Source organism: Amycolatopsis sp. La24 (genome assembly GCF_029087445.1).
Classification (GTDB): Bacteria; Actinomycetota; Actinomycetes; order Mycobacteriales; family Pseudonocardiaceae; genus Amycolatopsis; species Amycolatopsis nivea.
This window is the reverse complement of record NZ_JARACH010000002.1, coordinates 243,028-269,906: the sequence shown is the minus strand read 5'-3', so window position 1 is coordinate 269,906 and position 26,879 is coordinate 243,028. Positions and strand designations below refer to the sequence as shown.

The 26,879-nt window shown below is 69.2% G+C and carries 27 protein-coding genes; 16 read left to right on the top strand and 11 right to left on the bottom strand.

Features of this window, described 5'->3' with window-relative positions; all coding sequences use genetic code 11:
- The first annotated feature begins 314 nt into the window (after positions 1-314).
- Complete coding sequence (locus tag PUT80_RS04920) at positions 315-1,670, top strand: adenylosuccinate lyase family protein (RefSeq protein ID WP_275291231.1); 1,356 nt, start codon at positions 315-317, stop codon at positions 1,668-1,670.
- A gap of 59 nt (positions 1,671-1,729) precedes the next feature.
- Here the strand turns inward: PUT80_RS04920 and PUT80_RS04915 are convergent, their stop codons facing one another.
- Both PUT80_RS04915 and PUT80_RS04910 read right to left on the bottom strand, forming a co-directional pair.
- Positions 1,730-2,260 (bottom strand): DUF4383 domain-containing protein, encoded by a 531-nt coding sequence (locus PUT80_RS04915; protein WP_134663819.1) that lies wholly within the window; start codon positions 2,258-2,260, stop codon positions 1,730-1,732.
- Between the two features lie 164 nt (positions 2,261-2,424).
- Positions 2,425-2,871, bottom strand: coding sequence for a DUF1772 domain-containing protein (locus PUT80_RS04910; RefSeq protein WP_275291230.1), 447 nt, complete (start codon positions 2,869-2,871; stop codon positions 2,425-2,427).
- A 90-nt stretch (positions 2,872-2,961) separates the two neighbouring features.
- Here PUT80_RS04910 and PUT80_RS04905 point away from each other — a divergent pair, with 90 nt between their 5' ends.
- Positions 2,962-3,540, top strand: coding sequence for a TetR/AcrR family transcriptional regulator (locus PUT80_RS04905; protein ID WP_275291229.1), 579 nt, complete (start codon positions 2,962-2,964; stop codon positions 3,538-3,540).
- Between the two features lie 119 nt (positions 3,541-3,659).
- The gene (locus PUT80_RS04900) at positions 3,660-4,538 is read left to right on the top strand and encodes a hypothetical protein (protein ID WP_275291228.1); all 879 of its coding nucleotides are present in this window, start codon (positions 3,660-3,662) and stop codon (positions 4,536-4,538) included.
- Positions 4,539-4,541: 3 nt separating this feature from the next.
- Here the strand turns inward: PUT80_RS04900 and PUT80_RS04895 are convergent, their stop codons facing one another.
- Together PUT80_RS04895 and PUT80_RS04890 are read right to left on the bottom strand one after the other, a co-directional pair.
- On the bottom strand, positions 4,542-5,723 hold the full coding sequence (locus tag PUT80_RS04895) for an alpha/beta hydrolase-fold protein (protein ID WP_275291227.1): 1,182 nt from the start codon (positions 5,721-5,723) through the stop codon (positions 4,542-4,544).
- Between the two features lie 192 nt (positions 5,724-5,915).
- The gene (locus tag PUT80_RS04890) at positions 5,916-6,878 is read right to left on the bottom strand and encodes an alpha/beta hydrolase (RefSeq protein ID WP_275291225.1); all 963 of its coding nucleotides are present in this window, start codon (positions 6,876-6,878) and stop codon (positions 5,916-5,918) included.
- Positions 6,879-7,042: 164 nt separating this feature from the next.
- Between PUT80_RS04890 and PUT80_RS04885 the strand changes: the two genes are divergently transcribed.
- From PUT80_RS04885 to PUT80_RS04875, 3 genes are all read left to right on the top strand, one after another.
- A complete protein-coding gene (locus PUT80_RS04885) occupies positions 7,043-7,516 on the top strand; it encodes a MarR family transcriptional regulator (protein ID WP_275291224.1) in 474 nt (157 codons plus the stop codon).
- A 49-nt stretch (positions 7,517-7,565) separates the two neighbouring features.
- A complete protein-coding gene (locus PUT80_RS04880; RefSeq protein WP_037807331.1) occupies positions 7,566-8,414 on the top strand; it encodes an SAM-dependent methyltransferase in 849 nt (282 codons plus the stop codon).
- A 72-nt stretch (positions 8,415-8,486) separates the two neighbouring features.
- On the top strand, positions 8,487-8,969 hold the full coding sequence (locus tag PUT80_RS04875) for a hypothetical protein (RefSeq protein ID WP_275291223.1): 483 nt from the start codon (positions 8,487-8,489) through the stop codon (positions 8,967-8,969).
- Here PUT80_RS04875 and PUT80_RS04870 read toward each other — a convergent pair.
- Positions 8,933-9,862: a patatin family protein gene (locus PUT80_RS04870; RefSeq protein ID WP_275291221.1), complete on the bottom strand. Its 930-nt coding sequence runs from the start codon at positions 9,860-9,862 to the stop codon at positions 8,933-8,935. The genes PUT80_RS04875 and PUT80_RS04870 overlap by 37 nt on opposite strands.
- A gap of 217 nt (positions 9,863-10,079) precedes the next feature.
- On the opposite strand from PUT80_RS04870, the gene PUT80_RS04865 reads away from it, so the two are divergent.
- The 8 genes from PUT80_RS04865 (at position 10,080) to PUT80_RS04830 (ending at position 17,112) form a co-directional block, all read left to right on the top strand.
- Positions 10,080-10,556 (top strand): PE domain-containing protein, encoded by a 477-nt coding sequence (locus PUT80_RS04865; protein ID WP_275291220.1) that lies wholly within the window; start codon positions 10,080-10,082, stop codon positions 10,554-10,556.
- Positions 10,553-11,173 (top strand): DUF3558 domain-containing protein, encoded by a 621-nt coding sequence (locus PUT80_RS04860; protein WP_275291219.1) that lies wholly within the window; start codon positions 10,553-10,555, stop codon positions 11,171-11,173. The genes PUT80_RS04865 and PUT80_RS04860 overlap by 4 nt, the downstream gene beginning before the upstream one ends.
- Positions 11,173-12,441 (top strand): WXG100 family type VII secretion target, encoded by a 1,269-nt coding sequence (locus tag PUT80_RS04855; RefSeq protein WP_275291218.1) that lies wholly within the window; start codon positions 11,173-11,175, stop codon positions 12,439-12,441. The genes PUT80_RS04860 and PUT80_RS04855 overlap by 1 nt, the downstream gene beginning before the upstream one ends.
- A gap of 2 nt (positions 12,442-12,443) precedes the next feature.
- Entirely contained in the window at positions 12,444-13,166 is a 723-nt protein-coding gene (locus PUT80_RS04850; RefSeq protein WP_275291217.1) for an ESX secretion-associated protein EspG, read from the top strand.
- A gap of 74 nt (positions 13,167-13,240) precedes the next feature.
- Complete coding sequence (locus PUT80_RS04845; RefSeq protein WP_043837983.1) at positions 13,241-13,783, top strand: PadR family transcriptional regulator; 543 nt, start codon at positions 13,241-13,243, stop codon at positions 13,781-13,783.
- Position 13,784: 1 nt separating this feature from the next.
- Positions 13,785-15,791, top strand: coding sequence for an NADPH-dependent 2,4-dienoyl-CoA reductase (locus PUT80_RS04840; RefSeq protein ID WP_275291216.1), 2,007 nt, complete (start codon positions 13,785-13,787; stop codon positions 15,789-15,791).
- A gap of 29 nt (positions 15,792-15,820) precedes the next feature.
- Positions 15,821-16,789: a prephenate dehydrogenase gene (locus tag PUT80_RS04835; RefSeq protein ID WP_275291214.1), complete on the top strand. Its 969-nt coding sequence runs from the start codon at positions 15,821-15,823 to the stop codon at positions 16,787-16,789.
- A 65-nt stretch (positions 16,790-16,854) separates the two neighbouring features.
- Positions 16,855-17,112: an antitoxin gene (locus tag PUT80_RS04830; protein ID WP_275291213.1), complete on the top strand. Its 258-nt coding sequence runs from the start codon at positions 16,855-16,857 to the stop codon at positions 17,110-17,112.
- 70 nt (positions 17,113-17,182) lie between these two features.
- On the opposite strand, the gene PUT80_RS04825 is transcribed toward PUT80_RS04830, so the two are convergent.
- On the bottom strand, positions 17,183-19,141 hold the full coding sequence (locus tag PUT80_RS04825; RefSeq protein WP_275291212.1) for an FUSC family protein: 1,959 nt from the start codon (positions 19,139-19,141) through the stop codon (positions 17,183-17,185).
- Between the two features lie 74 nt (positions 19,142-19,215).
- Here PUT80_RS04825 and PUT80_RS04820 point away from each other — a divergent pair, with 74 nt between their 5' ends.
- Both PUT80_RS04820 and PUT80_RS04815 read left to right on the top strand, forming a co-directional pair.
- A complete protein-coding gene (locus tag PUT80_RS04820; protein ID WP_275291211.1) occupies positions 19,216-19,662 on the top strand; it encodes an SRPBCC family protein in 447 nt (148 codons plus the stop codon).
- Positions 19,663-19,747: 85 nt separating this feature from the next.
- Positions 19,748-20,506 carry a polysaccharide deacetylase family protein gene (locus PUT80_RS04815; protein WP_051728597.1) on the top strand — a complete coding sequence of 253 codons (759 nt, stop codon included), beginning with the start codon at positions 19,748-19,750 and terminating at the stop codon, positions 20,504-20,506.
- A 52-nt stretch (positions 20,507-20,558) separates the two neighbouring features.
- Here PUT80_RS04815 and PUT80_RS04810 read toward each other — a convergent pair whose 3' ends face one another.
- From PUT80_RS04810 to PUT80_RS04790, 5 genes are all read right to left on the bottom strand, one after another.
- The gene (locus PUT80_RS04810; RefSeq protein WP_238603557.1) at positions 20,559-23,147 is read right to left on the bottom strand and encodes a CHAT domain-containing protein; all 2,589 of its coding nucleotides are present in this window, start codon (positions 23,145-23,147) and stop codon (positions 20,559-20,561) included.
- Positions 23,148-23,200: 53 nt separating this feature from the next.
- A complete protein-coding gene (locus PUT80_RS04805) occupies positions 23,201-23,686 on the bottom strand; it encodes a hypothetical protein (RefSeq protein WP_037807307.1) in 486 nt (161 codons plus the stop codon).
- Positions 23,683-24,288 (bottom strand): sigma-70 family RNA polymerase sigma factor, encoded by a 606-nt coding sequence (locus PUT80_RS04800; protein WP_009071544.1) that lies wholly within the window; start codon positions 24,286-24,288, stop codon positions 23,683-23,685. The genes PUT80_RS04805 and PUT80_RS04800 overlap by 4 nt, the downstream gene beginning before the upstream one ends.
- Positions 24,289-25,659: 1,371 nt before the next feature.
- Positions 25,660-25,800 (bottom strand): hypothetical protein, encoded by a 141-nt coding sequence (locus tag PUT80_RS04795; RefSeq protein ID WP_158242475.1) that lies wholly within the window; start codon positions 25,798-25,800, stop codon positions 25,660-25,662.
- A gap of 99 nt (positions 25,801-25,899) precedes the next feature.
- A complete protein-coding gene (locus tag PUT80_RS04790) occupies positions 25,900-26,649 on the bottom strand; it encodes an SGNH/GDSL hydrolase family protein (protein ID WP_051728596.1) in 750 nt (249 codons plus the stop codon).
- Positions 26,650-26,879 lie beyond the last annotated feature (230 nt).

Below are 26,879 nucleotides of genomic sequence, written 5' to 3'. Positions count from 1 at the left end.
CCGTCGAGGCCAATCGTCCACGCGCCGACACCCAGCCATGCGCTCGCCGTCACCTCGGCTGAGTCGCGCAGCCGACGCCCAGCCGTCCGCACCCCGCGTGCGTCGGTCGAGTCGCACTGCGACACCGCGCCGTGCTTGCCGTCACCTGCGGCTAGCTCGCGCCGTCTGCATCCGGCCGTCGCGCGACAGTGGTCAGCGACAGTGCCGTTGCCATCGGAGCCGGTCAGCAAAAGCCCATCCCTCGCCGCCGCCCGTGCTGCGAACCGTCAGCGGCCACCCCTCCCGAAAGCACCCGGCGTGCGATGCTGGACCGCATGACCGCCGATCCTGATTCCGGCCTGCTCTCCCCGGTGCGCGCCGGAACCCCGGCCGAAGCGGGGACCGGTGACCTGGCCTTCGCCGCCGCCATGTTGGACGCGGAGGCAGCGCTCGCACGGGCGCAGGCGCGGCTCGGCACGGTCCCGTCCGAGGCAGCCGAGCGCATCACCGCAGCCGCCCGGGCGCTGGGCGAGGGCGAACTCGACGTCGTCCAACTGGCCCGCGACGCGCGTGCGACCGGAAACCCCGTGGTCAGCTTGGTGCGCACGCTGTCCGCCAAAGTCCCGGACGACGCCGATTATGTGCACCGTGGCTCGACCAGTCAGGACATTGTCGACACGGCGATGATGTCGGTCGCGCGCGACGTTCTGCGGCTGATCACCGCGGACCTGACGTCGATCGCGGACGCGCTTGCCAAGCTGGCGCGCGCCCACCGCGAGACGGTCATGCCCGGACGCACCCTCACTGCCCACGCGGTTCCGACGACGTTTGGTCTGAAAGCGGCGATCTGGCGGCAGGGCGTCCAGGAATCCGCACGCCGGATCGCTGAACTCCGGCTGCCGGTCTCGATTGGTGGCGCGGCAGGAACGTTGGCCGCGTACGTCCAGTACGGCGACGGCACCGCCGACTACGCGGAACGGTTGGTCGCCGCCTTCGCCGAGGAAACCGGTTTGACCGCACCAATCTTACCCTGGCACGCGGATCGCGCGCCGGTGGCCGAACTGGTGTCCGCGTTGGCTGGCGTGACGACGGCGTTGGGCAAAATCGCGGTCGACGTTCAGGTCCTCGCCCGCACCGAGATCGGCGAAGCGACCGAGGCGACCGGCGGCGGGTCCTCGGCGATGCCGCACAAGCAAAACCCGGTGCAATCGGCGTTGATCCGGTCGGCGGCGCTGCAAGTACCGGTGTTGGCGGCGGGAGTTACGCAGTCCGGCCTGGCGGAGGATGAGCGTTCGGCGGGCGTCTGGCAGGCCGAGTGGCAGCTGCTGCGCGAGTGTCTGCGCCTGACCGGCGGAGCCGCCCATACGGCCGTGGATTTGGTGCGAGGACTGGACATTCACGCGGACCGCATGCAGAAGAACCTCGCGCTGACCAACGGGTTGATCGTCTCGGAACGACTGTCGGCCGCGCTGGCGCCGAAGCTGGGCAAGGCCCGCGCGAAAGACTTGCTGGGCACTGCTTCCCGGCGCGCGATTGAGGAAAACCGTCCGCTGTCGGAGATTCTGGCGGACACGCCGGAGATCACCAGCGCCGTCGACGCAACGACGCTGGTCGGTCTGTTAGACCCGGCGCAGTACCTCGGGGCGGCACGGCGGTTGGTGGACCGGGCGCTGGAAGACCCCACGGAATAAGCCGGGATCGCTGCCGGAAATGCCCGGCAAGCGATCCCGGTTACTCCACTGTGGACTGACTAGTGGGCCAAGCCATGCCCGCCGGGCTCGTGTCGACGGGGCTGGACAGCCGGGTCGACGTCGACGGGTTCCTCGTCCTCCGGAAGCAGAACCCCGTGCCGTGCCGGGAGAACCGCGGTCAGGAGGCCCAGGACGGCGATGCCGAGGTGCAGCCAGTTGTCCGCGTCGCCGAGGTTCAGCGGGTTGCCGAGGCCGGACACCGGATTGACCGAGATCATCCCGGTCAGCATCAGACCCCAGACGAACAGCGCGCCGTAGCCGATGAAGAGCAGCCAGCCGAACGTCCGCGCGCGGCCGGAACCCAAAGCGAGCAGCAGGCCGATCACGCCGGTCACCACGTGGACGACGTTGTTCAGCGGATTGGCGGAAAACCGCCACAAAGTGACACCGTGTCCGGTGAAATCCCCGAACCCGGACTTCACGAGCCCGATGATGCCGTAGGCGAGAAACAGGACTCCGAGCAGAACGGCCAGCACCTGGGCGGGCTGCAGCCCTTCCACCCGAACGCGGGCTCGATGCGCACGAACCATGACTCCAGTCCTTCCCATACCGAGATGACGGTGGGTCAACCCTGAAGGAATACCCCCGCCGAAACCGGGCCGAAACCCGAATCCGGCCGTCCCGGACGCACCGCCGGGCAAGATCGGGGCTGGTGAGGCTGCTGAGCCACACGGTGACCCCGTGGGGCACCGGCTCACACGAGCGCGGCGACCAGCATGGCGAAGGCGGCGATGATGATCGCGACCCGCGCGTAGTGGTAGCGGTCCCACCGCTTCATCTGCTCTTTCCAGTCCGCGGGCCGGTTCTCCGCCGTCCACGTCTTGCCGCGGTTGTTGATCGGGACGAGCAGCAGGATCGACATCAGCACGCTCACCACCAGCAGCCCGGCCCCGATCACGACAAGACTGGTGCAGGGCCGGCCCCACGCGGCGATCGCCCAGATCGCGCTCAGGACGAGCGAACCGATGTACCAGAACGGCATGAGGGCGCCGAGCATCCGGCCGCCGTGGGAGCGGCCTTGCTGATTGCTGTCGTCCGGGAGCCCGTTGAGGATCGCGTTGATGACGAAGGCGACGGAAAACTCGACCCCCACCATCACGCCGACGACCACGATGGTGCAGACCGCGAGTGCGCTGAGCATGATGACCTTCCCAAAATCTAGCGTTGCTAGCTGATGAGGCGATGCTAGTACTACTGCCGCTCGGTTGTCTAGCAGTGCTAGACTCAGCTCATGTCGGTCCACACACGCAAACAGCGCGAACAGGCGGAACGCGAGCGCCTCATCGTCGCGACGGCCCGTGAGCTCGCCGAGCAGCAGGGCTGGGACGCGGTCACCACCCGCAGGCTCGCCGAGCGCATCGAGTACAGCCAGCCCGTGCTGTACAGCCACTTCCGCGGCAAGCGCGAGATCATCGGCGCGGTCGCTCTCGAAGGAGCCGCCGAACTGGCGGCTGCGGTGCGGGCCGCGACCCTCGGCGTGACCGATCCGCGCGCCCGGGTCACCGCCCTCGCCCGCGCGTACCTCGACTTCGCCGAGCGCCACCCGGCGGTCTACGACGCCATCTTCCAGCTCGACGGCGGCCTCGCGTTCGCGCAGGACGACACCCCGGAGCAGCTGAAAGACGCCTTCGCCGCCCTGCTGGAAACCCTCGGCGAGGTCGCCGGGGACGGCGTCGCACCCGGACTGTTCACCGAGTTGTTCTGGGCGTCCCTGCACGGGATCGCGACGCTGACCCGAGCGGGACGGCAGCCGCGGGAGTTTGCCGAACAGCGCATCGGCCTGCTGGTGGAACGCCTCGTCGTGGTCTGATCCACCGCTGCTTGCCCGCAGCCCGCCCGAGCGTCACGCGTACTGGCCGGTACCGAGAGCCATCCCACAAAGTCGCCCCATTCGGCGAACCCTGATCACTCGATCGGGGAAGTCGGGGCATGCGCAGGGCGAACACGTTCCTTTTGCTCGGTCTCGTTCTCGGTGCGGTCATCGCGTTTCTGGCCACCGAGGCCGAGCCGTACCGGCAGGTGATCACGGCCGCCGGACCGACGGACGGGCCGGGCGTCATCTCGCCTGCCTCCGACTCGAGCACCCCCGGCCCGAAGCGGAGCACCGGCAGCTCCGCGCCCCAGCAAGGCGCGGATCTCAACATCGAACTCCCCGCGCTCGTCCCGCAAGGGCACGTCAGCGTGGTCGTCTACGACCGCACCACAGGGACGACCCCGGTCTCCCTCGACGCGCACCGGCACTACACCTCCGCATCCCTCGTGAAGCTGCTCATCGCCCTCGACGCACTCGACCGCGGCAGCAGTCCGGGAACCGTGCGGGAAATGCTCTCCCGCAGCGACGACGACACCGCCAGCCAGCTGTGGGTCGCGGGCGGCGAGACGAGGATCGTCCACGAAGCGGTGACCGAAATGGGCCTCGCTGAAACGAGGCCGCCCAAGGCACCGGGACGCTGGGGCGACACCGAAATCACCGCCGCCGACATCACGCGCGTCTACCGCTACCTGATGGACCGGGCACCGGCTGAGCACCGCACGACGATTCTCCAGGCCCTCGGCGAGGCCACCGAAAACGGAGCCGACGGCTTCCGTCAGTACTTCGGCATCCCGGACGCTCTCGGCGACGTGCGCTGGGCGGTCAAACAAGGCTGGTCCTGCTGCAACCCCGGGCGCATCCTGCACACCTCAGGCCTGGTCAAGGACAACCGGTACATCGTCACCGTCCTCACCGAGAACCCCCGCACGGTCAGCTACGACGACGCCGAAACCCAGGTCACCGAAGTGGTCAAGCACCTTCCCGGGATCCGCTGAGCGTCACTGCTCCACCGCGGTCAGCGCGCCCCGCGCGCCTGTGCTCGGCAACGGCCACGGCTTCACCCCGCCGGTCACGTCGGCCCGCTGCCCTGGCGCCGACGGGCCGGGGATCCGCTGCCCGATCCACGTCAGCACGTCCGGCAGCTGCGCCTTGAACGTGTTCATGTTGTGGCCCGCGTCCGGAATCCGCCACGTCGTGAACTGCACCGGCGGCTGGGCGGCGGCGCGCATTTGGTCGACCGCCCGGCTTTCGTTCTGTTCCTTCTCGCCGGAGATCGCGAGCAGTTCCAGCGGGGCCGGATGCTGCCGGAGGGTGATCTTGACGTTGTTCGCGTTCTCGATGTCCTTGCGGCCGCGGAAAAGGTTCTCGGTTTCACCGTCCACTTGCGCCTTTTCGTAGCCGCTCACGCTCGCCGCCTGCGCGTACCACTGCGGATGCCGCGTCACGAGGTTCAGCGCGCAATAGCCGCCGGACGACCAGCCCGCGATCGTCCACGCCCGGCGGTCCGGATTGAGGCCGAGTCGCTGGATTCCCCATTCCCGGACGTCCGCGGACAAATAGGTGTCGTTGGGACTTCCGTTGACCTCGTCGACGCATTCGGTGTCGTGGCCGATTTTCGGCGTTCCGGTCGGGTCCGGGATCAGCACGATCACCGGCGGAAGGAGATGCTTCGAAATCGCCGCGTCAAGCTGTTCGGGCAGGTGGTACCCGATCGGGGCGGTGGTGACCTCGGGGCCGGACGGGTAGTTCGGGATCCAGATGATCGCCGGGAACCGCATCGCCTTGTACGGATGCTGGAAGTATTGCGGCGGAAGGTAAACCGTCACGTCGCGGGTCAGGCCGGTGCGCCGCCCGGTCACCGTCACGTGCGCGATGGTCCCCTTGCCGACCCGCGCGTGCGCCACGCCGAGGTCGCGCGCCCGGCCGAGGTCGACGCCGTTGTCGCCGCCCTCGACGTCGATGCCCTCGGCGGCGAACGCGCCGGTCCCGAGCAGCGAGCCGAGCGTCGGGAAGAATCCGCCGATCATGTTGCCGGTCAAGCCAAGGGTGACGATGACGAGGCACAGCGCGACAACCACCGTGGCACTGCGGCCGAGTTGCTTGCGCTTGCGCCATTTGTCCCAAAACCACGGGACCGAGACGACCGCGAGGAGCGCGAGCACGCCGATCACCGCGAGCATGACGGGCGAATCCAACCTGATTGCGCTCAGGTGCACGGGAAACCTCCAGGACCGATCGCGCGCCCGAAAGGCGGGACCCGCTGCTCTAGATACGTTTGAGGGGCCACCCTCGTTGTGATCACGTGACGGCGATCACGCCAGAATGGCCCCGACAAACTCAGCGAAACCTCAGGATTGCCCGTTCGTCCCTGATTAGTTGCCGAATGCGCCGCGCAGCACCGTGATCGCTTGAGTGATCGCCGCTTCCGCCGCGTGCGTTTCACGAAGCGCGTTCACCATCACGAAGTCGTGGATCACGCCCTGGTACCGAACCGCCGTCACCGGCACGCCCGCCTGACGCAGCTTCGCGGCGTACGCCTCGCCTTCGTCGCGAAGGACGTCCGCCTCGCCAGTGATCACGAGCGCCGGCGGCAGTCCGGTCAACTGCTCCACAGTTGCGCGAAGCGGCGAAGCGGTGATCTCGGCACGCTGCGCTCCGTCGGTCGTGTACTGGTCCCAGAACCACTTCATGCCTTCGCGGCTGAGGAAGTAGCCATCGGCGAACTTGGTGTACGACTCGGTGTCGAACGAAGCGTCAGTGACCGGGTAGAACAGCACCTGCTGCAGGAATTTCACGTCACCGCGCTCTTTCGCCATCAGCGTCAGCGCCGCGGTCATGTTTCCGCCGACGGAGTCGCCCGCGATCGCGATTCGCGTGGTGTCGAGCCCCTTCTCCGCACCGTGCTGGACAACCCACTTCACGGCGGCGTAGTTCTCTTCGATCGCGACGGGGTAGCGGACCTCGGGCGAACGGCTGTATTCCGGGAAAACGACAGCCGCGCCGGTTCCGGCGGCGAGTTCGCGGACGAGCCGCTCGTGGGTGTGGAAATCGCCGAAGACCCAGCCGGCCCCGTGGATGTAGACGAGCACCGGCAGGTCCCCGGTGACGCCCCGCGGCTTGACGATCCGGACCTCGACGTCGCCGTTCGGCCCGCCCGGGACGGTCAGCGTCTCGATGTCGGCCGGGGCGAGTTCGACGTCGCCGTCCTGGACGCCGTCGACCGCCTTGCGGCCCTCGGCGGGCGGGAGCTGGAACAGGTACGGAGGCTGGTCGGTGGCCTCGGCGAACGCCTGGGCGGCCGGTTCGAGGACGAGGTTCTGCGGGTTCGCGGTCATGGCTTCCTCCGGTAGCGGATCGGTCGGACCGCACAAACATAGCTCTCCACTTAGTTGTGCACAACTTAATGTTGCTCAATGAGATCTAGAGCACTTGAGTTGCCCTCGCGGCCCAGCCGAGAGAGGATGGAGAGCTGGCAGGAGAAACTCGCGGGAGGCGACCGATGACCAGCCCAGACGCCGGGGAAACCGGCTCGCTGCTGCTTGACGACCAGCTGTGCTTCGGCCTGTACTCGGCCTCCCGGGCGGTCACCGCGCTCTACCGCGCGCTGCTGGAACCGCTCGACCTCACGTATCCGCAGTACCTGGTGATGCTCGCGCTGTGGCAGCAGGACGAGCAGCAGGTCAAGGAACTCGGAGCCGCGCTGAACCTCGACTCCGGCACGCTGTCGCCGCTGCTCAAGCGGCTGGAGAAGGCCGGGCTGATCAAGCGCGAACGCCAGTCCGACGACGAGCGCTCGGTCCGCATCCGGCTGACCGAGGAGGGATCCGCCTTGCGCGCCAAGGCGGAACGGATCCCGCCGCACGTCGGAGCGGCGATGAACCTGGACAACGCCGAACTGGGCCGGATGCGCGCCGCGATGGACCAGCTGACGGCGTCGGTCAACGCCTACCGGGAGTCCTACCGGCCGAGCTGACCCGGGCGCCATGGTTAGCATGAGCGCCAGGGCGAGCGTGAGGACGGCGATGAGCACACAGGACGAAGCACTGCGCGCGGTGGAAGCCAGTCTGGACCGGCCGTCGGCGGCCCGTGTCTACGACTACTTCATCGGCGGCACCACCAACTACGCGATCGACCGGATGTTCGCCGAGAAGGTGCGCGAACGGCTGCCGCTGATGGGCGAGTACTGCCGCACCAGCAGGCAGTTCCTCGGCCGCGCGGTGCGCCAGTGCGTGCGCGAGGGCATCCGGCAGTTCGTCGACATCGGCTCCGGCCTGCCCACCGCGGGCAACGTGCACGAGGTGGCCGACGACGAACGCCCGGAACACGACACTTCCGTGCTGTACCTGGACAACGAGCCGGTGGCGCTCGCGCATTCGCAGGTGCTGCTCGCCGACACCGCGGACGAGGACCGGCACCAGGCGATGGCCGCCGACCTCCTGCAGCCCGCCGAATTGTGGGACCGGGTCGCCGATTCGCACGTGATCGACGTCCGGCAGCCGGTGGCGCTGATCGTCAACGCGGTGCTGCACTTCATCAAGGACGAGCAGGACCCGGACGGCATCCTCGAGTTCTACCGCAAGCAGCTCGCGCCGGGCTCGTTGCTCGTTCTTTCCCAGATGACCAACGAAAACCCGGTGGACGACAACGAACGCCAGGCGCTGGTCGACATCATCAAGTACTACGAGTCGACGACGAACCCGGGCATCCTGCGCACGAAGGCGGAGTTCGAGCGTTTCTTCGGCGGCTGGCCGCTGCTCGAACCGGGCCTGGTGTACGCGCCGGCGTGGCATCCGGACGCCGACACGGTGTTCGCGAAGGCGCCGTCGGAGTCGCGCGTGATCGGCGGCGTGGCCCGCAAACCGCAGGCCTGACAGGGTTTTCCCACCCGGCCTCCACCCCCGGGTGGAGGCGCGGGACGGCCCCGGCCCGGCACTGTGGTCCCCGTGCCGAACACCTTCGACAACATCCTGATCGGCCTGGTCGTCCTGACCTGGCTGATCTGGCGACAACTGCAAGCCCGCCGCGCCGACCGCCCGCCGGTAGTCCTGCTCGTCATCAGCGCGCTAGGCGCCGCCTCACTCGGGTTCGCCATCGCGACAACCACCCCGACCCCAGCGGCGATCCTGTTGCTAGCCACCAGTTTCGTGGCAGCTGGCGGCTTCGGCATAGCCCGCGGATACACCATGCGAATCTGGCACTCCGACGGAACCCTGTGGCGGCAAGGCAATTGGCTGACCGCCGCTCTGTGGCTGATTTCCTTCGGCATCCACTTAGGACTGGACTTCGCCGTCGACGCAGTCAATTCCACCCGCGGCCTCGGCAGCGCTTCAATCTTGCTCTACCTCGCCGTTTCCCTTGCCGCCCAACGATTGACGGTCCGCTCCCGTAGTCACGACGCCCTGCGCAAGCCTTCCAACGCCGCGTAAACCGCGTCCCGCCCCAACTCCACCGCACGCCGCAGCACAGCCGGATCCCGTTCCAGCACCACAACATCCGGCGCACCAGCGGGCGGCCGCACACTCGCCAGCCGCGGATCTTCCTGCAACTGGCGCTCGTCCTCCAGATCCCGGTGATACTGCGTCCGCCAAGCATCGATGGTGCCCGGCGCGTGCCTCCGGAGAAACCGGGGCACCACCACATCCCGCACCCGCGGCGGAGGCACCGGATGCTCGTCCTCGCGCCGGGTCCGCAACACCAGCACGTCCGTCGCCCCCTGCGCGAGCGCGGTACGAAACGGCAACGGCTCGGCGATCCCCGCGTCCACGAACCGCCGCCCACCCATCGCAATCGGCGGCCCAGCCAACACCGGCATGCACGACGACGCCGCGAGCGCTGTTTTGATCCCGTCGACGTCCTCGATGAACGGACGCAGATCAGTCGACTCGCCGGTGTCAGCGTCGGTGGCGAGCGGATGGAAGCCGACCGGATTCGCCAGTATCGCGGGGAAATCCATCGGTTCGAGCACCGAGTAGACCTGGTGCACGAGATACTCGAGATCGATCACCGCCCGGCCGCGCAAGGTGTGCAGCGGGTTGATGATCCGCCGCATGACGGCCGGATTCCACCACGTCCGCACGCCGGTCCGGGAGCGGCCGCACAACAGCCACGCCGCGTTGAGCGCACCGGCGGAGGCACCGTAGACGTCGTCGAACGCACTGGTGGCACCGAGTTCGTCGAGCGCGAGCACCATCCCGCTGGAGTACGTCCCCCGACTGCTGCCGCCCTCGACGGCAAGCGCGAGCCTGCGGCCGTCTGTTCGCTGCCCGGGCACGCTGCCTTCGGCGATTCGGGTGGTGAGCAGTTCCAGGACCGGGTGCACTCCTCCATCTTGATCCTTTCCCTGGCTTGGATCGACCCGATTTGCCCTGTCCCCGCGGGCGGCCTGACTTGTGCTGCGGCCCTGCGGGTCTCTCGCTCGCGGCAATCTCGCACCGGCAGCACCGATTCGTGATCATCAAGACCGGTGATTCTGTCACCGTCTGCAGACAACCGTGATACTGTCCGTATTGTTCGGTGAGGAAGCTGGGGAGGCTTTCGTGACTGATGACGACGTCGAGCGCGTCAGACACCTGCCTGCGAACATGCAGGGTCCGTTGGTGCCGGGGTACAAGTATGTCCGGGACAAAACGCCGGAGCAGGCGGCGAAGGAAGCCGCCGATGCACAGGCGAAGGCCAATGAAGGCATGTCCAGCGGTGGTGGCGGGTATCGGCTGACTCCGGAGCTGCTCAAGGAGATCGTCACCGAGATCGACGACATCCTCGACTGGATTCAACTCGACCCTCGCCAGCAGGCTCGAGCCTTGACTTCTTTCGTGCCAATGGGTGATGAAGTCGCCAGCATCGCTTATGTGCAAGACGCCAACGCGGCAGGTCGGTCGTACAACAACTATCTCAACAGCGTGGTGGCCGAACTCCAGCGTCAGAAGGACGCGTTTCAACAGGCCCTGGATACTTACCAAAAGCAAGAGCACCAGGCAACGGATCACCTGAAAGGCGTCAACCCCTCGCGATGAATAGCCGCTACGCCGCCACGTTCACGTTCGCGCTCGCCGCAGTCCTGCTCAGCGGTTGTTCCGGCGAGCCTGGCAACGCAACTTCCACGGCGCCTCCCCCTTCCAGTTCTGCGGGACCCCAGTTCGGTGCGCCATCAGTGCCCGCACCACTCGACGCGACGGCGCTGGAAAAGGACCCCTGCGCCGCGATGAACGCGGACCAGGTCACGAGCCTGGGCGCTCCGTTTAAGAACACAGCCCCTCAACCCGACGGCGCGACCGGACCGACTTGTGGCTGGCGTTTCGCTACAGACGATGGACCGTCCTCTGTAGGCGGAACCGTGGTAACCAAGGATCCGAGCCACAGTGGCCTTAGCGGCATCTACGGCCAGCAGAAGGCCGGTGCATTAACCAAGTTCGAGCCCTTCACTGTGGCGGGCTACCCGGGGGTCATCTACGACCCGGCTAGCAATTCTCCGGCAGGGCTCTGCACGATGACCGTCGGACTGCGCAATGACCTCACCTACGTCATCAACGTCAACCTCGACAGTCTCAAGAAGCCTTTCGCCGACAGCTGTGAAGTCGGCAAAAAGGTAGCCGGATACGTGATCCAATACCTCCAGAAGGGAGGCCATTGATGCCGGACGGCTACACCGGCGCGGACGTCTACGCCCGGATGCACCGCTACGGCGGTAACACCGCCTCCCTCGATTCTGGCCAGCAGGCGGCCGAAGCGCTTAAATCCGCCCACGAGGAGCTCGTGACGCGGATTGCCCGGCTGCAAGGCAAGATGGACGCCTCCTGGGAAGGCGACGCGGCGGGCAAGGCCAAGGCTGGGCTCACCCCGCTGCTGGAAACTTCCCAGCAGGCGTCGGAGGACCTCGGCCGCAGCGCTCAATCCCTCACCGCCCAGAACGGCGGCTTTCACAGCACGCTCAACAAGCTCACTCCGATGGACGCGAACCGTCCCGATACCAACGATTTGGCCAGCTACAGTCCATTCGGCGCGAGTGATTCGGAAAAATCCGCAGCGCGGTGGGATGACGCCGACAAAAACAATAAAGAAGCCTACGGATCTTACGTCGCCACCACGAACGGGAATCGCAATTCTTCGGCCAAGGACTATCCGGTTTTGAATGCCGCTCCGGCCGGGATCGCGGTTGGTTCCGCGCCGAGCGTCGGCGGGACGTCCAGCCCGACTGGCGGAACCGGAAGCAGCGGCGGGTACAGCGGGGGCTTCCACGGCGGCGGACACACGCCTGACCCCGGCACCGGGCACGCGCCCAGCCCCAGCGGCGGGTACACGTCCAGCGGCAGCATCCTCGGGTCCAGCCCGGTCAGCAGCTCCGCGCCGCCACCAGCAACCGGCTCCCACCTTCCGGACAGCGGAAACTCCCCTGCGGAGCACGCCTCAGCACCGGATTCCACCACTACGGCCGGGTACACGCCTAAGGCACCGGTCAGCGACGCGCCTGGGTTCGGCTCCGGTCGGCTGCCGACATTCGGACCGGCCACCAGCGGCACGGATTCGACAGGCGGCGGGTTCGGTCTCCCGACTGGCGGATTCGGCGCTCCCGGCGGCAGCGGGGAGAGCAGCGTCGGCGGACGGACCGGTAACGGAGGCAACGTCGGGTCGCGCAGCGGACCGCAGCTCGGCGCAGGGGCGGGAACCGGTACCGGGACCCCAGCGAGCGGCCAGAGCGCGGCGCGTCCCGGCACCGTCGGCGGGACCGGTGCCAAGGGATCGCCGGGCGTGGGCGGCATGGGCGCTGGTGCCGGAAAGGGCAAAGGCACCGAAGACGAGGAGCACCAGCGAAAGGTCACCTACCTCGACGACGACGTCGACGAGTTGTTCGGCGGCTACCCCGACGGCATGCGCCCGACCCCGCCCACCATCGGAGCCTGACGTTGCTCCGGAGCCCCCTGCGGTTTTCCCGTGACAGTTACCAGAATCTGGTCCGCCGGATCGACCGTTCCGACCCGCATCCGACGCTGATCGGCGGCGAAAAGTGGTACCCGCCGGACGAGCAGGTCCAGCAGGACGCGAAAGCGGACGCCGAACTCGCCGCCACCGGCTGGCCGGTCCGCGACTTCGCCGACGTCATCGGGCTCCTGCAACGACCCTCCGTCGACCGTTACTGCTGGGCGCGCATCAACGGCCGCGACGTGACTCTTCAGGCCGCGGCCGCGGGACGGGACGCGATCCTCGCCGTCGCCGACCACGACACGATCACCCTGTTCCCCAGCACCGCGGAATCCGCTGCCCGGGAACTGGTCTCCGCGCTGCCGGGCACTCCGCCCGCGTCGAACCTCCATTCGCTGTCCTGCTCGGAAGCCGACTACAGCGCCGTGCTCGCCGGAAATCCGCCGCCGACCCGCACCAACAGCGCCCGCGACGCACGGCGCGCCGTCGAGTGGATGCAGGCGCCCCGAATCCACGTAGGACGGTTGTACGTCGCGATCCGCCGCGGCACCGAACGCGTCCGCAACGAACACCCGCCCTACTGGATCGACACCGAACAAGGCCGGTTCACCGCGGCGGTCACCGACGGCTGGCTCAGCATCAGCCCCGCCGGTGCCGACGACCTCGCTCGGATGCTGCGCGCCATCGAAGCCGACCTGCGGGCCTGAACCTAGGCAAGCCCCAGGGTGACCTGGATTGCACTCAGTTGCACTGCACCTAGTTGCATATGACACTGTCCGGCATGGCACTGGAGCACGCGATCCTCGTCTCGCTGTCGGAACGCTCCGGCTCGGGCTACGAGCTGGCGCGCCGGTTCGAGAAGTCCATCGGGCTGTTCTGGAGCGCCTCCCACCAGCAGATTTACCGCGTACTGAAGCGAATGGAAGAGGCCGGTCAGGTCGCCGTCGACATAGTGGTCCAGGACGGGCGGCCGGACAAGAAGGTCTACACCGTCGCCGAAGCGGGCCGGATGGAACTGCGGCGCTGGCTTGCCGAACCGGCACCACAAGCTGGGCCGCAGGAGTTGGCGGTGAAGCTGCGCGGGGCGTCGTTCGGCGACGCGAATGCCATCGCCGAAGAAATCGTCCGGCATCGGGACGCGCACGCTGAGCGGCTCGACCTGTACCGGCAGATCGAGAAGCGTGACTTCCCCGCCCCGGACCGGCTCCGCGGCCGTTCGCTGCACCAATACCTCGTGCTGCGCGGCGGAATCCGGGTCGAAGAGGGCCAGGTCGAGTGGCTGGAAGAAATCCTGACCGCGTTGCGGGCCGACGAGAAGGACTGACATGACCGAGTACCCGAACCTGCTGTCCCCGCTCGATCTCGGCTTCACGACGCTGCGCAACCGCGTCCTGATGGGCTCGATGCACACCGGCCTGGAGGACCGCGCGTCCCGCTTCCCGCAGCTGGCCGAGTACTACGCCGAACGCGCGCGCGGCGGCGTCGGCCTGATCGTCACCGGCGGGTTCGCGCCGAACCGTACCGGGTGGTTGTTGCCGTTGGCCTCGAAGCTTTCCACGCCGGCCGAGGCGAAACAGCACCAGTTGCTGACCAGCGCGGTGCACGCGGAGGGCGGCAAGATCGCGCTGCAGATCCTGCACGCCGGCCGCTACGCCTACCACCCGCTGAGCGTTTCCGCGTCGAGCCGCAAAGCGCCGATCAACCCGTTCCGCCCGCGCGCGCTCACCGCGTACGGCGTGCATCGCACCATTCGCGCGTTCGCCGATTGCGCCGCGCTGGCCCGCGACGCCGGGTACGACGGCGTCGAGATCATGGGTTCCGAGGGCTATCTGATCAACCAGTTCCTCGCCGAACGCACCAACCGGCGCACCGACGCCTGGGGCGGCACCGCGGAGAAGCGCCGCCGGTTCGCGGTCGAGATCGTCCGGCGCACCAGGGAAAAAGTCGGGCCGGACTTCATCATCATTTACCGGCTGTCCATGCTCGACCTCGTCGAAGGCGGGCAGAGCTGGGACGACGTCGTCGCGCTCGCCCGCGACGCCGAGGCGGCCGGGGCCACGATCATCAACACCGGCATCGGCTGGCACGAGGCGCGCGTGCCGACGATCGTCACGTCCGTACCGCGCGGCGCGTTCACCTGGGTCACCGGCAAGCTGAAGCCGCACGTTTCGGTCCCGGTGGTGACCTCGAACCGGATCAACCTGCCGCACGTCGCGGAACAAGCCCTCGCCGACGGGGACGCGGATCTGGTCTCGATGGCCCGTCCGCTGCTCGCCGACCCGGACTGGATCCGCAAGGCCGAAACCGGCCGCACGGACGAGATCAACACCTGCATCGCCTGCAACCAGGCCTGCCTCGACCACGCGTTCAGCCGGAAACCGGTGTCCTGCATGGTGAATCCGCGGGCTGGGCACGAAACAACCCTGAACCTGCTCCCGACCCGGCGCGCCAAGCGGATCGCCGTCGTCGGCGCCGGACCGGCCGGGCTCGCCACCGCGACCGCGCTCGGCGAACGCGGCCACGACGTCGAACTGTTCGAGGCCGACGACGAAATCGGCGGCCAGTTCGGGATCGCGCAACGGATTCCGGGCAAGGAGGAATTCGCCGAAACCATCCGCTACTACACGCGACGCCTCGAGGTCACCGGTGTGAAGGTGCGCCTCGGCACCCGGGCGACCGCCGCGGACCTGACCGGGTTCGACGAGGTCGTGCTGGCCACCGGCGTCACGCCGCGGGTCCCGGCGCTGCCCGGGATCGACCATCCGAAGGTGCTTTCCTACGTCGACGTCGTGCGGCACGGCAAACCGGTCGGCGAGCGGGTCGCGGTGATCGGCGCGGGCGGCATCGGCGTGGACGTCAGCGAATTCCTCACGCACAGTTCGTCGCCCGCGTTGGATCGCGACGCCTGGATGGCCGAATGGGGCGTCACCGACCCCGCGCTCGCGCCCGGCGGACTGGCCAAGCCGAAGCCCGAACCGTCGCCGCGGCAGGTCTACCTGCTGCAGCGCAAGAAGTCGCCGATCGGGGCCGGGCTCGGCAAGACGTCCGGCTGGGTGCACCGCGCCGCCCTGCGCGCCAAGGGCGTGGAAAAGATCAGCGGGGTTTCCTACGACCGGATCGACGACGCCGGCCTGCACGTCACGGTCGACGGGAAACCGCGGCTGCTCGAGGTCGACACCGTGGTGGTTTGCGCTGGCCAGGAATCCGTGCGGGAACTCGCCGGCGCGCTCGGCGACGTGCCGGTGCATCTGGTCGGCGGGGCGGACGAGGCACGGGAACTGGACGCCAAACGGGCGATCGACCAGGGCACCCGGCTGGCGGCCGTCCTGTAGCCGCTTGCGCGCACTGGCAGGATGGCCCCGTGCGAGACGTATGCGTGATCGGGCTCGGGCTCATCGGCGGTTCCCTGCTGCGAGCCGCCGCGGCGAGCGGCAGGACCGTCTGGGGAACCACAGTGTCCGAAGTGGACGCTGACGCGGCGAGCCGCGGCGGCTACGACGTCACCACCGACGCCGAAGCCGCACTACAGCGGGCCGCGGCCGCGGACGCGATCGTGGTCATCGCCGTGCCGCTGCCCGCGGTGGAGAACCTGCTGCGGCAGGTCGCGCAGCACGCGTCGCACTGCATCCTCACCGACGTGGTCAGCGTGAAGGGCCCGATGCTCGACGCGGTCCGCAGGCGCGCGCCGTACACGCGCTACGTCGGCGGACACCCGATGGCGGGCACGTCGCGCTCCGGCTGGCTCGCCGGCGACACCATGCTCTTCCGCGACGCGGCCTGGGTCGTCGGCGTCGAAGAGGAAACCGACCTGACGGCGTGGGCCGAGGTCACCCGGCTTGTCCTGGACGTCGGCGCGCACGCCGTGCCGCTGCCCGCCGATTCGCACGACGAGACGGTCGCCCGGATCTCGCACCTGCCGCACCTGTTCGCCGCGATCCTCGCCTCGGTCGGCGCACAGGGCGGCCCGCTCGCGATGTCGCTGGCCGCCGGTTCGTTCCGCGACGGGACCCGCGTCGCCGGATCGTCGCCGGACCTGGTGCGCGCGATGACCGAAGGCAACCGCGACGCCCTGCTCCCGATCGTCGACGACGCACTCGGCCGCCTCGGCGCGGCCCGCGGCTCGCTCGCCTCCACCGGCGGCCTCGCCGCGACCATCAACGCAGGTCACGAGGGCGCACTGGCGTTGGAAGCGGCCCGCGACGCGGCGCAGTCCGGCGTCCGCGTCGACCTCACCGCCGCCGACGCCCGCGAAGGGCTCGTCGCGCTCGGCGAACGCGGCGGCCGGATCACCGGACTGGACGGAGCCGTCGCACTCGGCGAAGTGTCTTGACTTGCCTGGAACGCCTGGTGTGTGACGATTGAAGCCTCTCAATCCCAACCCCGGGGAGGCATTCGATGGGCATCAACTTCGACGAGCTCAAGAACAAGGCGACCGAGGCGCTGCGCGAGAACAGCGGCAAGCTCGAGCAGGGTCTCGAGAAGGCGGCTGAATTCGCGAAGTCCAAGGTCAGCGGCCACGACTCGCAGATCGACGGCGGCATCGACAAGGCCAAGGACCTGCTTGGCAAGGTCACCGGTAAGCACGAAGAAGGCGGCGAGAAGCCGGAAGACGGCCCCAAGCCCGAGGGCGGCCAGCCCGGCGGACAGCAGTAACTCCTCCGCCTCCAGGTTGGGCCCGGTTGCGCCCCAATGCGGCATCGGGGCGCTCTCGCAGGTGCGCGGCTCAGGTGCGCCGGTGGTACGGCAGGAACCGGCGCACCAGCCGCAGCGGGGACCGTTCCACCAAGTCCGGCCCGCGGACCGCGTCGAACGTCGAGCCGAGCTGGTCCACCACTCCGGCTAGGCGCGGGTTGTCCGGCATCGGCACCGAATCCGGATCCCGCTGCTCGCGGACCGCGGAAGACAGCTCCGCCAGCGCGTCCGTGAGCAGCTCGATGTCCGCGGGCGACGGTGCGGGCGCGCCCTCGCCGATGGTCACGCCGACCTCGGTCACCGCGTCGGTCACCCGCTCCAGCCCCGCGATCACCGGCCACCACGCCACCGCCTGCCGTCCCGCCGGCGACGGCTCCACGATCACCTGCTGAAACGCCGTTCGCAGGTCCGCGAGCGCGCGGTACGCCCCGCGCCGGGCCCGCGACCGGGCGAGCCGCGATTCGCTGGTCGAGTTCAGCACCATCGCGGTGCGGACGTACTTGGCGACCGTGTCGAAACTGTCCGCCAGCCGCCCGCCGACGGTCGGCCGCCGCGAACCCGGCCACAGCAGGTAGCCGACGACGAGCACGATCACGCAGCCGATCACGGTGTCGACCAGCCGCGCCAGCACGACCGTCCAGCTGCCGGTGTTCGCGAGGTCCATCTGCAGGATGATCAGCGGCGTCACGAACGTGCCGAGCATCCCGTAGTTGCGCACCTTCCCGACCGCGGCCCCGCCGGCGAACACCGCGATCAGCACCACCAGCACCCAGCCGCGCGCGCCGAACGCGAGCACGACCGCGCCAATCCCGACCCCGGCGACCGTGCCCATCCCGCGCAGCACCGCGCGGCCGAACACCGAGCCGAAGTCCGGTTTCAGCACCACGCCGACGGTGAGCGTGATCCAGTACGACCGCTCGAACGGCACCATCAGCGCCACCACTTCGGCCACCGCGACGCACAGCGTGAGCCGCAGCGTCGCGAGCCAGGTCAGCGGTCCGGAGAGGCCGCTCGCCCACTCGCGCAAGCGGCGCAGCAGCGAGACTTTCTTGCGGCGCTTGCGGTCGTCGAGCTTCCCGATCCGCGCCAGTCCGGCGTAAAGCGCGCTGACCACCGCGTCGGCGTTCTCGTCCGGCAGCTCGGGCGCGGGCGGCAGCGGCTGGCTCGCCAGCACCGACGCGGCGACGCGGGTCAGGTAGTCGATGACCTCGTCCGGCGGGCGCTGTCCGGCGTTGACCATCGCCACCGACGCCTCGACCGCGGGTGTCGTCGCGGACAGCCGGTTCAGCAGCCGGCGATACGTCGCGTCTCGACCGGACAGCCACGAGCGCGCGACCAGCAACCGGTCGTACGCCGTGCTCATCGCGGTGGTCAGCTGGTGGCGCGCGACCCGCGAGGTCGGTTCGTCCTCGGCCGACAGCATCGCCGCGAGTTCGATGTAAACCTGCGCGACGGCGGTGCGTTCGGGGCTCGTCGCGCGGAGCGTCCAGGTGCCGAGCGCGACCAGCAGCCCCCAGCCAGCGCCCGCGCAGAAGAAGCCGAAGAGCACTTCGGTGCGTACGCCGGTCGCGTGCTGCGCGGTGCCGAGGACGCAGAAGACGAACATCTGCAGCCCGGCCACCGAAGCGTTGCTGCCCGCGGCGCTGATGAGCGCGGAAATCGCCGCTATGACGACGATCGCCGGGATCGACCAGGCGGGCATGCCGCCGGTCAGCAGGCCGACGAGGTACCCGACCCCGGCCGCGAACGTCGCCCCGCCCAGCCGGCGCGCGCGGTAGCGATAGGCCCCGGCCGCCTCGGACAGCACGGTCGGGAGCGCGCCGGTGGAGATCAGCGCGCCCACCGCGATGTCGCCCGCGGCGTACGCGACCGCCAGCGGAGTGGCCAGCGCGACCACCGCACGGGCGACCATGTTCCACGGAATGGGAACCGGTTTGGAACGCAGAAGTTGCGTCAGCCAGTGCGGCGCGGCGAAGTCGGGGCGGCTCACCGCACCATCTTGACCTACCGGGGCCGTCCGGGATTGATTTGTCGCACGGTCAACAACGTCTTCAAGGAGCTTTCATGCCGGGTCGCAGGTATTCGTTCGAGGTGAACCGCGTGAGCGCCGCCGCTCCGCCGGTGCTGTTCCGGCTGGAAAGCGACGGGACTCAGTGGTCGACCTGGGCGCGGCCGCTCGTGTGGCAGTCCCGGTGGGCGACCCGCGGCGACGACGGCGGTGTCGATGCTGTCCGGGAAGTCGGATTGTGGCCGGTTCTGCTCCGCGAGAAGACCCTCGAATACGTGCCGGATCGGCGGCACGTCTACACATTCGACGGTTTCAGCCCGGTCCGCGACTATCGTGCGGAGGTGATGTTCACGCCGAACGCCGACGGCGGCACGGACCTCCGGTGGTCGGGTTCGTTCGCCGAACGCATCCCCGGAACGGGGCCGGCAGCCCTCACCACGTTGCGCGGTGTGATCGGATTTTTGGCCACACAGCTGGCCAAAGCGGGCAATCAGGCTGCCTGACCGGGTGCGTTGCACCACAACGATCAACGAATGCCGGAGCACAGACGTCATCCCCCTCGGGTGACCCCGAGGGAAAGGAAGCGGCATGGCGAAACGCTGGCTGGCGGCGGCATTGGCCGGTGTGCTGGTGCTGTCCGCGTGCTCCGGCCCGGACTCGAGTCAACCCCCGGAACAGGCGAACCCCGCGCCGGGCGCCCAGAAACCGGGTCCGCCGCCGGGGCCGTACCCGTTCGGCACCGTGCAGCAGAAGGCTCCGGCGGTCCAGGACGGCAAGGTCCCGGTGATCCGCCGCATCCAGACCGACAAACCGTACGTCTTCATCACCATGGACGACGGCGCGGTGAAGGACCCGTCGGCGCAGGGCCTGATCCAGCAGTCCGGCGGGCATCCGGTGCTGTTCCTGAACAACCGGTACGTGAAGGGCCACGAGGCGTACTTCAAGGCCATCCTCGACTCGACCGGCGCGGTGCTCGGCGACCACACGGTCAACCACCCGAACCTCAAGGGCAAACCGCTCGAGTTCCAGAAAAAGGAAATCTGCGACGACGCGGACGACTTCCAGAAGTCGCTCGGCGTGCGCCCGACGCTGTTCCGCCCGCCGTTCGGCAACTTCGACCAGAACACGCTGAAGGCCGCCGCGATGTGCGGCATGCGCGCGAGCGTCCTGTGGACCGCCTCGGTCAACGACGGCGTCGTCCAGTTCCAGTCCGGCGACAAGCTCCGCCCGGGCGACATCGTGCTGATGCACTTCCGCAAGACGTTCAAGGAAGACTACGAAGCCTTCATCGCCCAGGCCAAGAAGGACGGCCTGACGCCGGTTCCGCTGGCCGACTTCCTGGGCTGAGCCCGTCTCGTGAGCGGCTATGCCGGTTAGAACCGGCGTAGCCGCTCACGAGTCAGCCAGCTCCGAGGCACACGAACGGCCGCCGCATCGGGTCCACCGCGATCGCTTCGGCCAGTGCCAGCGCGGGTGACGTCCCCTCGGCGAGCCGCCGGTGCAGGTCCGCCATCGTGTCCGCCGCCGCTCGGTCGCCGACGCGCGCTACCGCACCGATGACCGTCTTCGACCCGCTCGCCAGCAGTGTTCCGGCGAAGCCCAGTGCTTCCTCGCCCGGCCGGATGTGGCTCATCGCCAGCTCGCACGCGGCCAGCACCACGCGCTCCGGCGGATTGACGAGCCGGGTTGTCTCGTGCGCGAACAACGGGCCGTCGACCAGTTCGACGCGGGAGAACAGCGCGTTCGCCGGCTCGTGCGCGCCGTGCGCGACCAGGTGCGCCAAGCGGGTTCCGTCCAGCGCGGTCAGGACCGTGGCACTCGTCGCGGCGTCGCCCTCGACCAGCCGCGCGTCCGGGTACACCGAGCGCAGCTTGCTCACCTCGCCGACCGCGCCCGGCACGCCAGGACCGCCCGCGAGCAGCACCGGACCGTCCGCAGCCGGACGCTTCGCGGTGATCCACGCGGTCGCCGACGGTGCGATCGACACCGGGTGCCCGCGCAGCGACGGCAACGCGCCCCACGGCATCGCGTACAGCTGGCCGATCGGGACGATCACCAGCTCGCGGTCGTCGAGAGTTTTGACCAGCGACGCGGAAATCAGCGCGTCGAGCTTCTCCGCCCGGCGGCGCGCGGACGCGGACACCGTCTCGGCCAGCATCGGCGGCAGATGGTCCGGCGCGAGCGCGTCGAGGTCGGCGTGCAGCTGGGTCGCGGTCTCCACGATGTCGTCCAGCGGACCCAGTTTGAGCAGCCGGAACGTCCCGCGGTCGACGACCACCGAGTACAGCTGGTTGTTGTAGGGCACCAAACTCACCAGTACGCGATCGCCCAGCGCGGCGACGACCTCGTCCGGCGTCGCGACCGGCCGCGGACGGCCCCACTGGCTCGTGTACCAGCCGAGCCTGGTCGCCTCGCGCTGCAGTTCGGCGTACCGCTGCTCCAGCGCCTTCACCGACTCGCCTTCCAGCCGGGTGCGCTGGATGGTGCGCTGGACGTGCCGCATCTCGTTGATGTGCTTGGCCAGCACCGGATCCTCGATCACCGGCAGCGGTTCGTACCGGTAAACCTGCGCCCGGGTGCGTTCGAGCCAGGCGAACATCCGGCGTGCGCCGGCCGCGTTCCGCCGCGCGCGCCGCAGCACGAGCCGCATCGCCAGCCTGCCGAGTTCCTCGCCGTGCACGGCCGTGCCGCACAGCAGGTCGAGCCCGCCCATCCGGTCGCGGATCGTGCCGAGTTCGCGCAGTCCGGCGCGGGCCTGCGCGAGCGCGGCGCGCGGCCGGTCTTCGGCCACAGCCAGTTCCGCCCTGCACAACCGGAACAGCATCCGGTGGTCGACCGGCGACGTCGCGCGCGGGGCGGGCACGTGGGTGAGGACAAGCGAAGCTTCGGCGATTTCCTTGCGGCGGATCAGCAATCGCACCGCGAAGAGTCGCGCGACCGCCGCCTCGTCCCGCAGTCCAAGCGCGGCCAGGCGTTCGGCGATCGAGACGAGTTCAGCGGGCAACCGCGAGGTAGAGCGCCCTTCGCGGTCTGACAGGACCTGCTGCGCTTCCGCCCGGAACCGCGCCAGACCGGCGATCTCGGCCCACGTTCGATTGCCGCGACGGAGAAATCGGCGCCGCGCGTCCGACGCGGACTTTCGCGCCAACGCGAAATCGCCCTCCAGCAACGCGGCCGCGGCCCGCGCGACCTCGGCTTCCGCGATGTGCTGGCCGGATCCGTTGGCGCGCAACTCCGGCAGCGCCTCGTCGAGGTGCCTGCCCGCCTCGTCGGCGAGACCCGCGGTGAGCAGCGCGCGGGCCTGGTCGAGCCGGATCAGCGGGATCGAACCGGGCGATTCGGTGACGAGGATCCGCGCGGCTTGTTCATAGCTGGACAGGGCTTGCGGGACGTCGCCGATGAGCTGTGCGTGGTCGCCGAGGTTTTGCCGGATCTTGCCTTCGAGCAGGGTGTGCCCGTTTTCGCGGGCGAAGCCGAGCGCGCGCTCCAGGTCGGCTTGCGCGGCGTTCGGATGGTTGAGCGCCATCTGCACGAGCGCGCGGTTCAAGAGCATGACGACCAGCGTGCGGCGGCTGTCGTCGAACTCGGCCTCGATTCCGGGGATGACGGCGTCGTACACCGACAGCGATTCGCTGAACCGGCCGCCGCGCATCAGCACCACCGCGCGTTGGCCGGTGACCAACAAGCCGAGCTGGCGGGCGACCTTGCTCTCCGGGAGCTGGTCGCGAAGCTGCCGCGCGGTTTCGAGGTGCACGAGACCGGCGTCGGTGGAGGCGACCTCGGCTTCGGCCGCGCCGAGGCTCACCAGGACGCGGACCTGCAGTTCCCGGTGTTCGGGCAGCGGATCGGCGACGCGCGCCAGCCGCGTGAGCGCGCTGCGGAACAACCGCACCGCGATGCCGGGCCGCTGGTCGGACGCGGCGGCCCGGCCGCGCGCGTACAGATCGGACGCCGCCGCGATCGTTCGATCATGGACGGGCGCGGACACGGACTCTATGGGAGCACACCTCCGCCACTCTCCATAACGCCCGTCCGGGTTTCTCAGAGCACGACGGTCGGCGTGACGACGGTGCGGCGGTGCGGGCCCGCGCCGAGGTGCACGAGGATTTGCGTGGTTCCGCAGGGGACGCGTTCGAGCACGAACCGGCCGCCCTCGTCGGTCGCCGTCGCGAACGTGCCGTGATCGGCGACGCGGACCTCCACGTCGTACTCGCCCGCGGGCGCGAGCCAGCCGTCGATCCGGTGCACCTTCCCGATTTTGGTCAGGTTGATCATCACGGTCAGGTCGCTGACGGTGAACGTGATGGTGCCGGTCGCCGTGCTGCGCACGCCGGCCAGTTCGTCGAGCCGTTCCCAGCGCGCGACCTCGACGTCGAGGTTCTCGAGCTCGAGCGCGAACTGGACCCGCTGCACCAGATCGTCCGGCGGCGGGTCGAGTTCGTCGAGGAACCGGCCGATGTCTGCCAGGATGGCCTCGTCGTCCGGAACCGCGTGGCCGTGTCCCGGCCTGCCGATGTTGTCGCTCACCGGGCACCCCCTTCTCCTGCGAGCAGATCGCGCATCGAGTCGAGGCAGCGGCCCCTGGTGGGCCCGACGCTGCCGCGCGGCATCTGCATAGCCTCGGCCACCGCCCGGTACTCGGCGCGGCCGGCGAGAACGGTCAGCCGCAGCAGCTCCTGGCAGCGTGCGGGCAGCCGGAGGAAGGCGCGCCAGACCCGGCGGTCCCGGTCGGCGCGGACGGCTTCCTCCTCAGGCGCGGGATGATCGCTTTCCAGCGTCGCGGCGACCTCGTCCGACAGCGGCACCGGCTGGGCGCGCCTGCCGTAAGGACGGGTTGCCTCCCGGCGAGTCGTGGTGATCAGCCAGGCAGCGAGCGCACGGGGGTCGCGCAGCTTCGCGAGCTGGCTGAACAGAGCGAGCCACACGGTCTGGACCACGTCCTCGGCCACTTGCCGGTCGAGCCCGTTGGCGCGCGCGACGTGCCACACGAGCGGCGTCAGCTCGTCGACGAGTTTCGCCATGGCGCGCCGATCGCCGCCCCGCGCCGCTTCCATGCACGCGGCGTGCAAGTCGGCGCCGGTCAAGCCTTCCCAGGGCGGGTCTACCTCGGTGGTGTGCACGTCGGTCACCGTAGCTGCCTCACTCCGGAGGTGGGCCGACCTGGGCGAGCAAGCCTCCGGTCGTGTCGGCACGTCCGGGCCCGTCGCGGGTCGCCTCTCCGGTCGGGTACCGGATCGATCGTGAATGGTGCGCGCTCTTTCGGTGGTGCGGATGGTGTCCAGGGGCACGGTGTGTGCCCCGTGGGTGGGCTCTTGGTTGAGGAGCAAACAGCTGGCTCTGGGATACATCAATCTCTGACTTTTTCCGGGTGAGTTTTTTTCACGAAGCCGATCGGGCGGCTGGTGGTGCGGTTTTGGTGCTGTTCGGTTGTGGGTTTGCGCAGGTCAAGCGGTACCCAGTTCGGCGGGGTGCCGGGACACGACCGGCCGGGCTCCCCCTCCAGCACGGCCGTGTCCCGACAGCTCCACCGGACCCGATGAGTCCCCCAACGACCCATCGCGCCCCGCCGGACCGGTGCGGCCAGACGGATCCCTCCCCTGAATCCGCCCGTCCGCACCCAGCCCGGAAGCTGTTTTGTCAGTCCGGACGCGATCCCTCCCCTGGATCCGTCCGGTCCGTCTTGCCTGTCGATCGAGCGGATCCCTCCCCGCCCAGCCGATTCAGGCCAGCTCACCGGTTCGGTCCGGTCAGGCGGGTTCCTCCCCGAACCCGTCTGACCGGACCGAACCGCGAGCCGACCCCCAGCCGGACCAGCTCGCACACCCGCCGACCTCGCGAACCCCTCCCCGAAGTCCGCTCAGCCGGACAGGCAAGCCAATCCGTCAGTCCCACTCCAGCCCGTGGAGCCAGCCAGCCGGAGAAGTCCTCCCGGACCGTCCCGCCGCGCCAATCCGCCGGTCCCGCCGGACCGCGAACCCGCCAACCGGGCAATCCATCCGGACCTGTCCGGCCTCGCCAATCCGCCGGTCCCGCCCGAACCAACTCGCGCAACCCGCTAGCCGGACAGGCCCTCCCCGAACCCGTCTAACCGCGCCAGCTCGCGAGCCGGTTCGCTCAGAGCTGGTCGTTGCCGCTGGTCCGGTGGGCTCGGCGGCTGGTCGGGTCCCCTCCGAACCCGTCCGGCCGGGGCCGGGTCCCCCAGACCCGGGCCGAGCTGAACCGGACCGGCGGTGTGACCAGTCCCTGTCGTCACGTGCGTCAGTCGCTTCGCACTCGTCGGCGGCCTGCTCGCCCCCTTGTGCCGAGCAGGTCGCCGGGCGCGTGCGTTCGTGCGGGTGCGCACCGGCCGGCGTGAGCTGTTCGCCTGCGCCGACCGGTGCTTCCCGCCCCCAGGGGAGCCCGCTCCCCCTTTCGGGCTCCGCCAGAGGGGATTCCTCCCCGAACCCCTCCGGCCGACGACGTCCGGCAGCCCCCTCGGCTCCCGGGCGCCGCCCGTTTGGCTACTTGGCAGTGCCGGTGTCGTCGAGCGGTTCGTGGTTGCCGTCCGGCTGCACTCCCCGGTTCGCCCCCGGCGCGGGGCTCGTCTTGACGGGCGGAACGGTGGTTCCCGGCTGCCGCTCGTCCTTCTGATCCGCAGGCATGTGGCCCTCCCTTTCCTTGGTTCGCCCCATAGGACGCATCCAGGGTGCGCCTAGATACACGGAGCGCCAAAGTTTTTGGGATTTTTGTGAACCTGCCGGTCAGGATGGCCGTCCCACCTCCCCCGGATGCCAACCGTCAGTGACGATCGGTAACCCCTCCGAGAGCGCGGCGGCCCAGGCGCGGTAACCGATCGGGCCAGGGTGGAAACGGTCAGCAGCGAACATTCCCGGACGGAGCAATCCCGGCGCCAACGGGATGTGCGTGACCCCGGGAAGCCGGGTCAGCCCTCGCGCCGCCTGGTCGAGCGCGACCGACCGCGCGCCCAGCAAGTCCCGGAGCGGCCGGGGCAAGGACGGGAAACTCGCCAGCGGGGGCACGCCCGCGAGAACGACCGGGATGTCGCCGACCCTTCGCCGCACCTCGACGATGATCGACAGCAGATCCCGCCGGTACCGCGCGGCCGAGTGCAGCTCCAGGGTGTCGTTCACGCCGAGGACGACCACCACGACGTCCGCCTCCTGCACGCGCGGAACCAGCTCGTCGAGCACTACCCGCGCCGACGCGCCGGTGATGCCCAGCGCGTGCCACAGCACCTCCCGGTCCGGGTACGCGCGGGCGAGCCCCACCGCGAGCTGGCCGGTGAGCGCGTCGGCGTGGGTGAGCGCGCCGACGCCGTCCACCGTCGATTCGCCGATGACGGTGAGCCGCAACGGACGCCCGGTGCCGAGAGCGCCCTCGATCGGACCCGTGGCCCCGGGAAGCCGCGGAGTCGCCCGACGCACCCGCACCGCCTGCGCGACAAGCACGGGTGCCATCAGGAAAAGGAGGAACAGCCGAAGAACTGCCATGCCTCCGACAGTAACGAGGGGCTACGACAGATCCGGGTGCGCGAGGGGAGTTGTCCACAGGGGATGTGAGTTGTGGACAACCCTGGGGATAGTTTGGGGAAACCCTCCGCCAGCAGCATGTCTGCACCTGCAGACAGAACCATCAGACACGGGGCGGCAAGGGCTTCGGGAAATTCCGCCGCGGGGCCGCAGGGGTGGCGGACAACCCTTTCGCGGGCGGCAGGGCCGAG

Bases quoted from the DNA above. Each gene is read 5' to 3' on its own strand.
- PUT80_RS04920 (WP_275291231.1), top strand. From the start codon at position 315: ATGACCGCCGATCCTGATTCCGGCCTGCTCTCCCCGGTGCGCGCCGGA.
- PUT80_RS04915 (WP_134663819.1), bottom strand. From the start codon at position 2,260: ATGGTTCGTGCGCATCGAGCCCGCGTTCGGGTGGAAGGGCTGCAGCCC.
- PUT80_RS04910 (WP_275291230.1), bottom strand. From the start codon at position 2,871: ATGCTCAGCGCACTCGCGGTCTGCACCATCGTGGTCGTCGGCGTGATG.
- PUT80_RS04905 (WP_275291229.1), top strand. From the start codon at position 2,962: ATGTCGGTCCACACACGCAAACAGCGCGAACAGGCGGAACGCGAGCGC.
- PUT80_RS04900 (WP_275291228.1), top strand. From the start codon at position 3,660: ATGCGCAGGGCGAACACGTTCCTTTTGCTCGGTCTCGTTCTCGGTGCG.
- PUT80_RS04895 (WP_275291227.1), bottom strand. From the start codon at position 5,723: ATGCTCGCGGTGATCGGCGTGCTCGCGCTCCTCGCGGTCGTCTCGGTC.
- PUT80_RS04890 (WP_275291225.1), bottom strand. From the start codon at position 6,878: ATGACCGCGAACCCGCAGAACCTCGTCCTCGAACCGGCCGCCCAGGCG.
- PUT80_RS04885 (WP_275291224.1), top strand. From the start codon at position 7,043: ATGACCAGCCCAGACGCCGGGGAAACCGGCTCGCTGCTGCTTGACGAC.
- PUT80_RS04880 (WP_037807331.1), top strand. From the start codon at position 7,566: ATGAGCACACAGGACGAAGCACTGCGCGCGGTGGAAGCCAGTCTGGAC.
- PUT80_RS04860 (WP_275291219.1), top strand. From the start codon at position 10,553: ATGAATAGCCGCTACGCCGCCACGTTCACGTTCGCGCTCGCCGCAGTC.
- PUT80_RS04855 (WP_275291218.1), top strand. From the start codon at position 11,173: ATGCCGGACGGCTACACCGGCGCGGACGTCTACGCCCGGATGCACCGC.
- PUT80_RS04845 (WP_043837983.1), top strand. From the start codon at position 13,241: ATGGCACTGGAGCACGCGATCCTCGTCTCGCTGTCGGAACGCTCCGGC.
- PUT80_RS04840 (WP_275291216.1), top strand. From the start codon at position 13,785: ATGACCGAGTACCCGAACCTGCTGTCCCCGCTCGATCTCGGCTTCACG.
- PUT80_RS04830 (WP_275291213.1), top strand. From the start codon at position 16,855: ATGGGCATCAACTTCGACGAGCTCAAGAACAAGGCGACCGAGGCGCTG.
- PUT80_RS04820 (WP_275291211.1), top strand. From the start codon at position 19,216: ATGCCGGGTCGCAGGTATTCGTTCGAGGTGAACCGCGTGAGCGCCGCC.
- PUT80_RS04815 (WP_051728597.1), top strand. From the start codon at position 19,748: ATGGCGAAACGCTGGCTGGCGGCGGCATTGGCCGGTGTGCTGGTGCTG.
- PUT80_RS04795 (WP_158242475.1), bottom strand. From the start codon at position 25,800: ATGCCTGCGGATCAGAAGGACGAGCGGCAGCCGGGAACCACCGTTCCG.
- PUT80_RS04790 (WP_051728596.1), bottom strand. From the start codon at position 26,649: ATGGCAGTTCTTCGGCTGTTCCTCCTTTTCCTGATGGCACCCGTGCTT.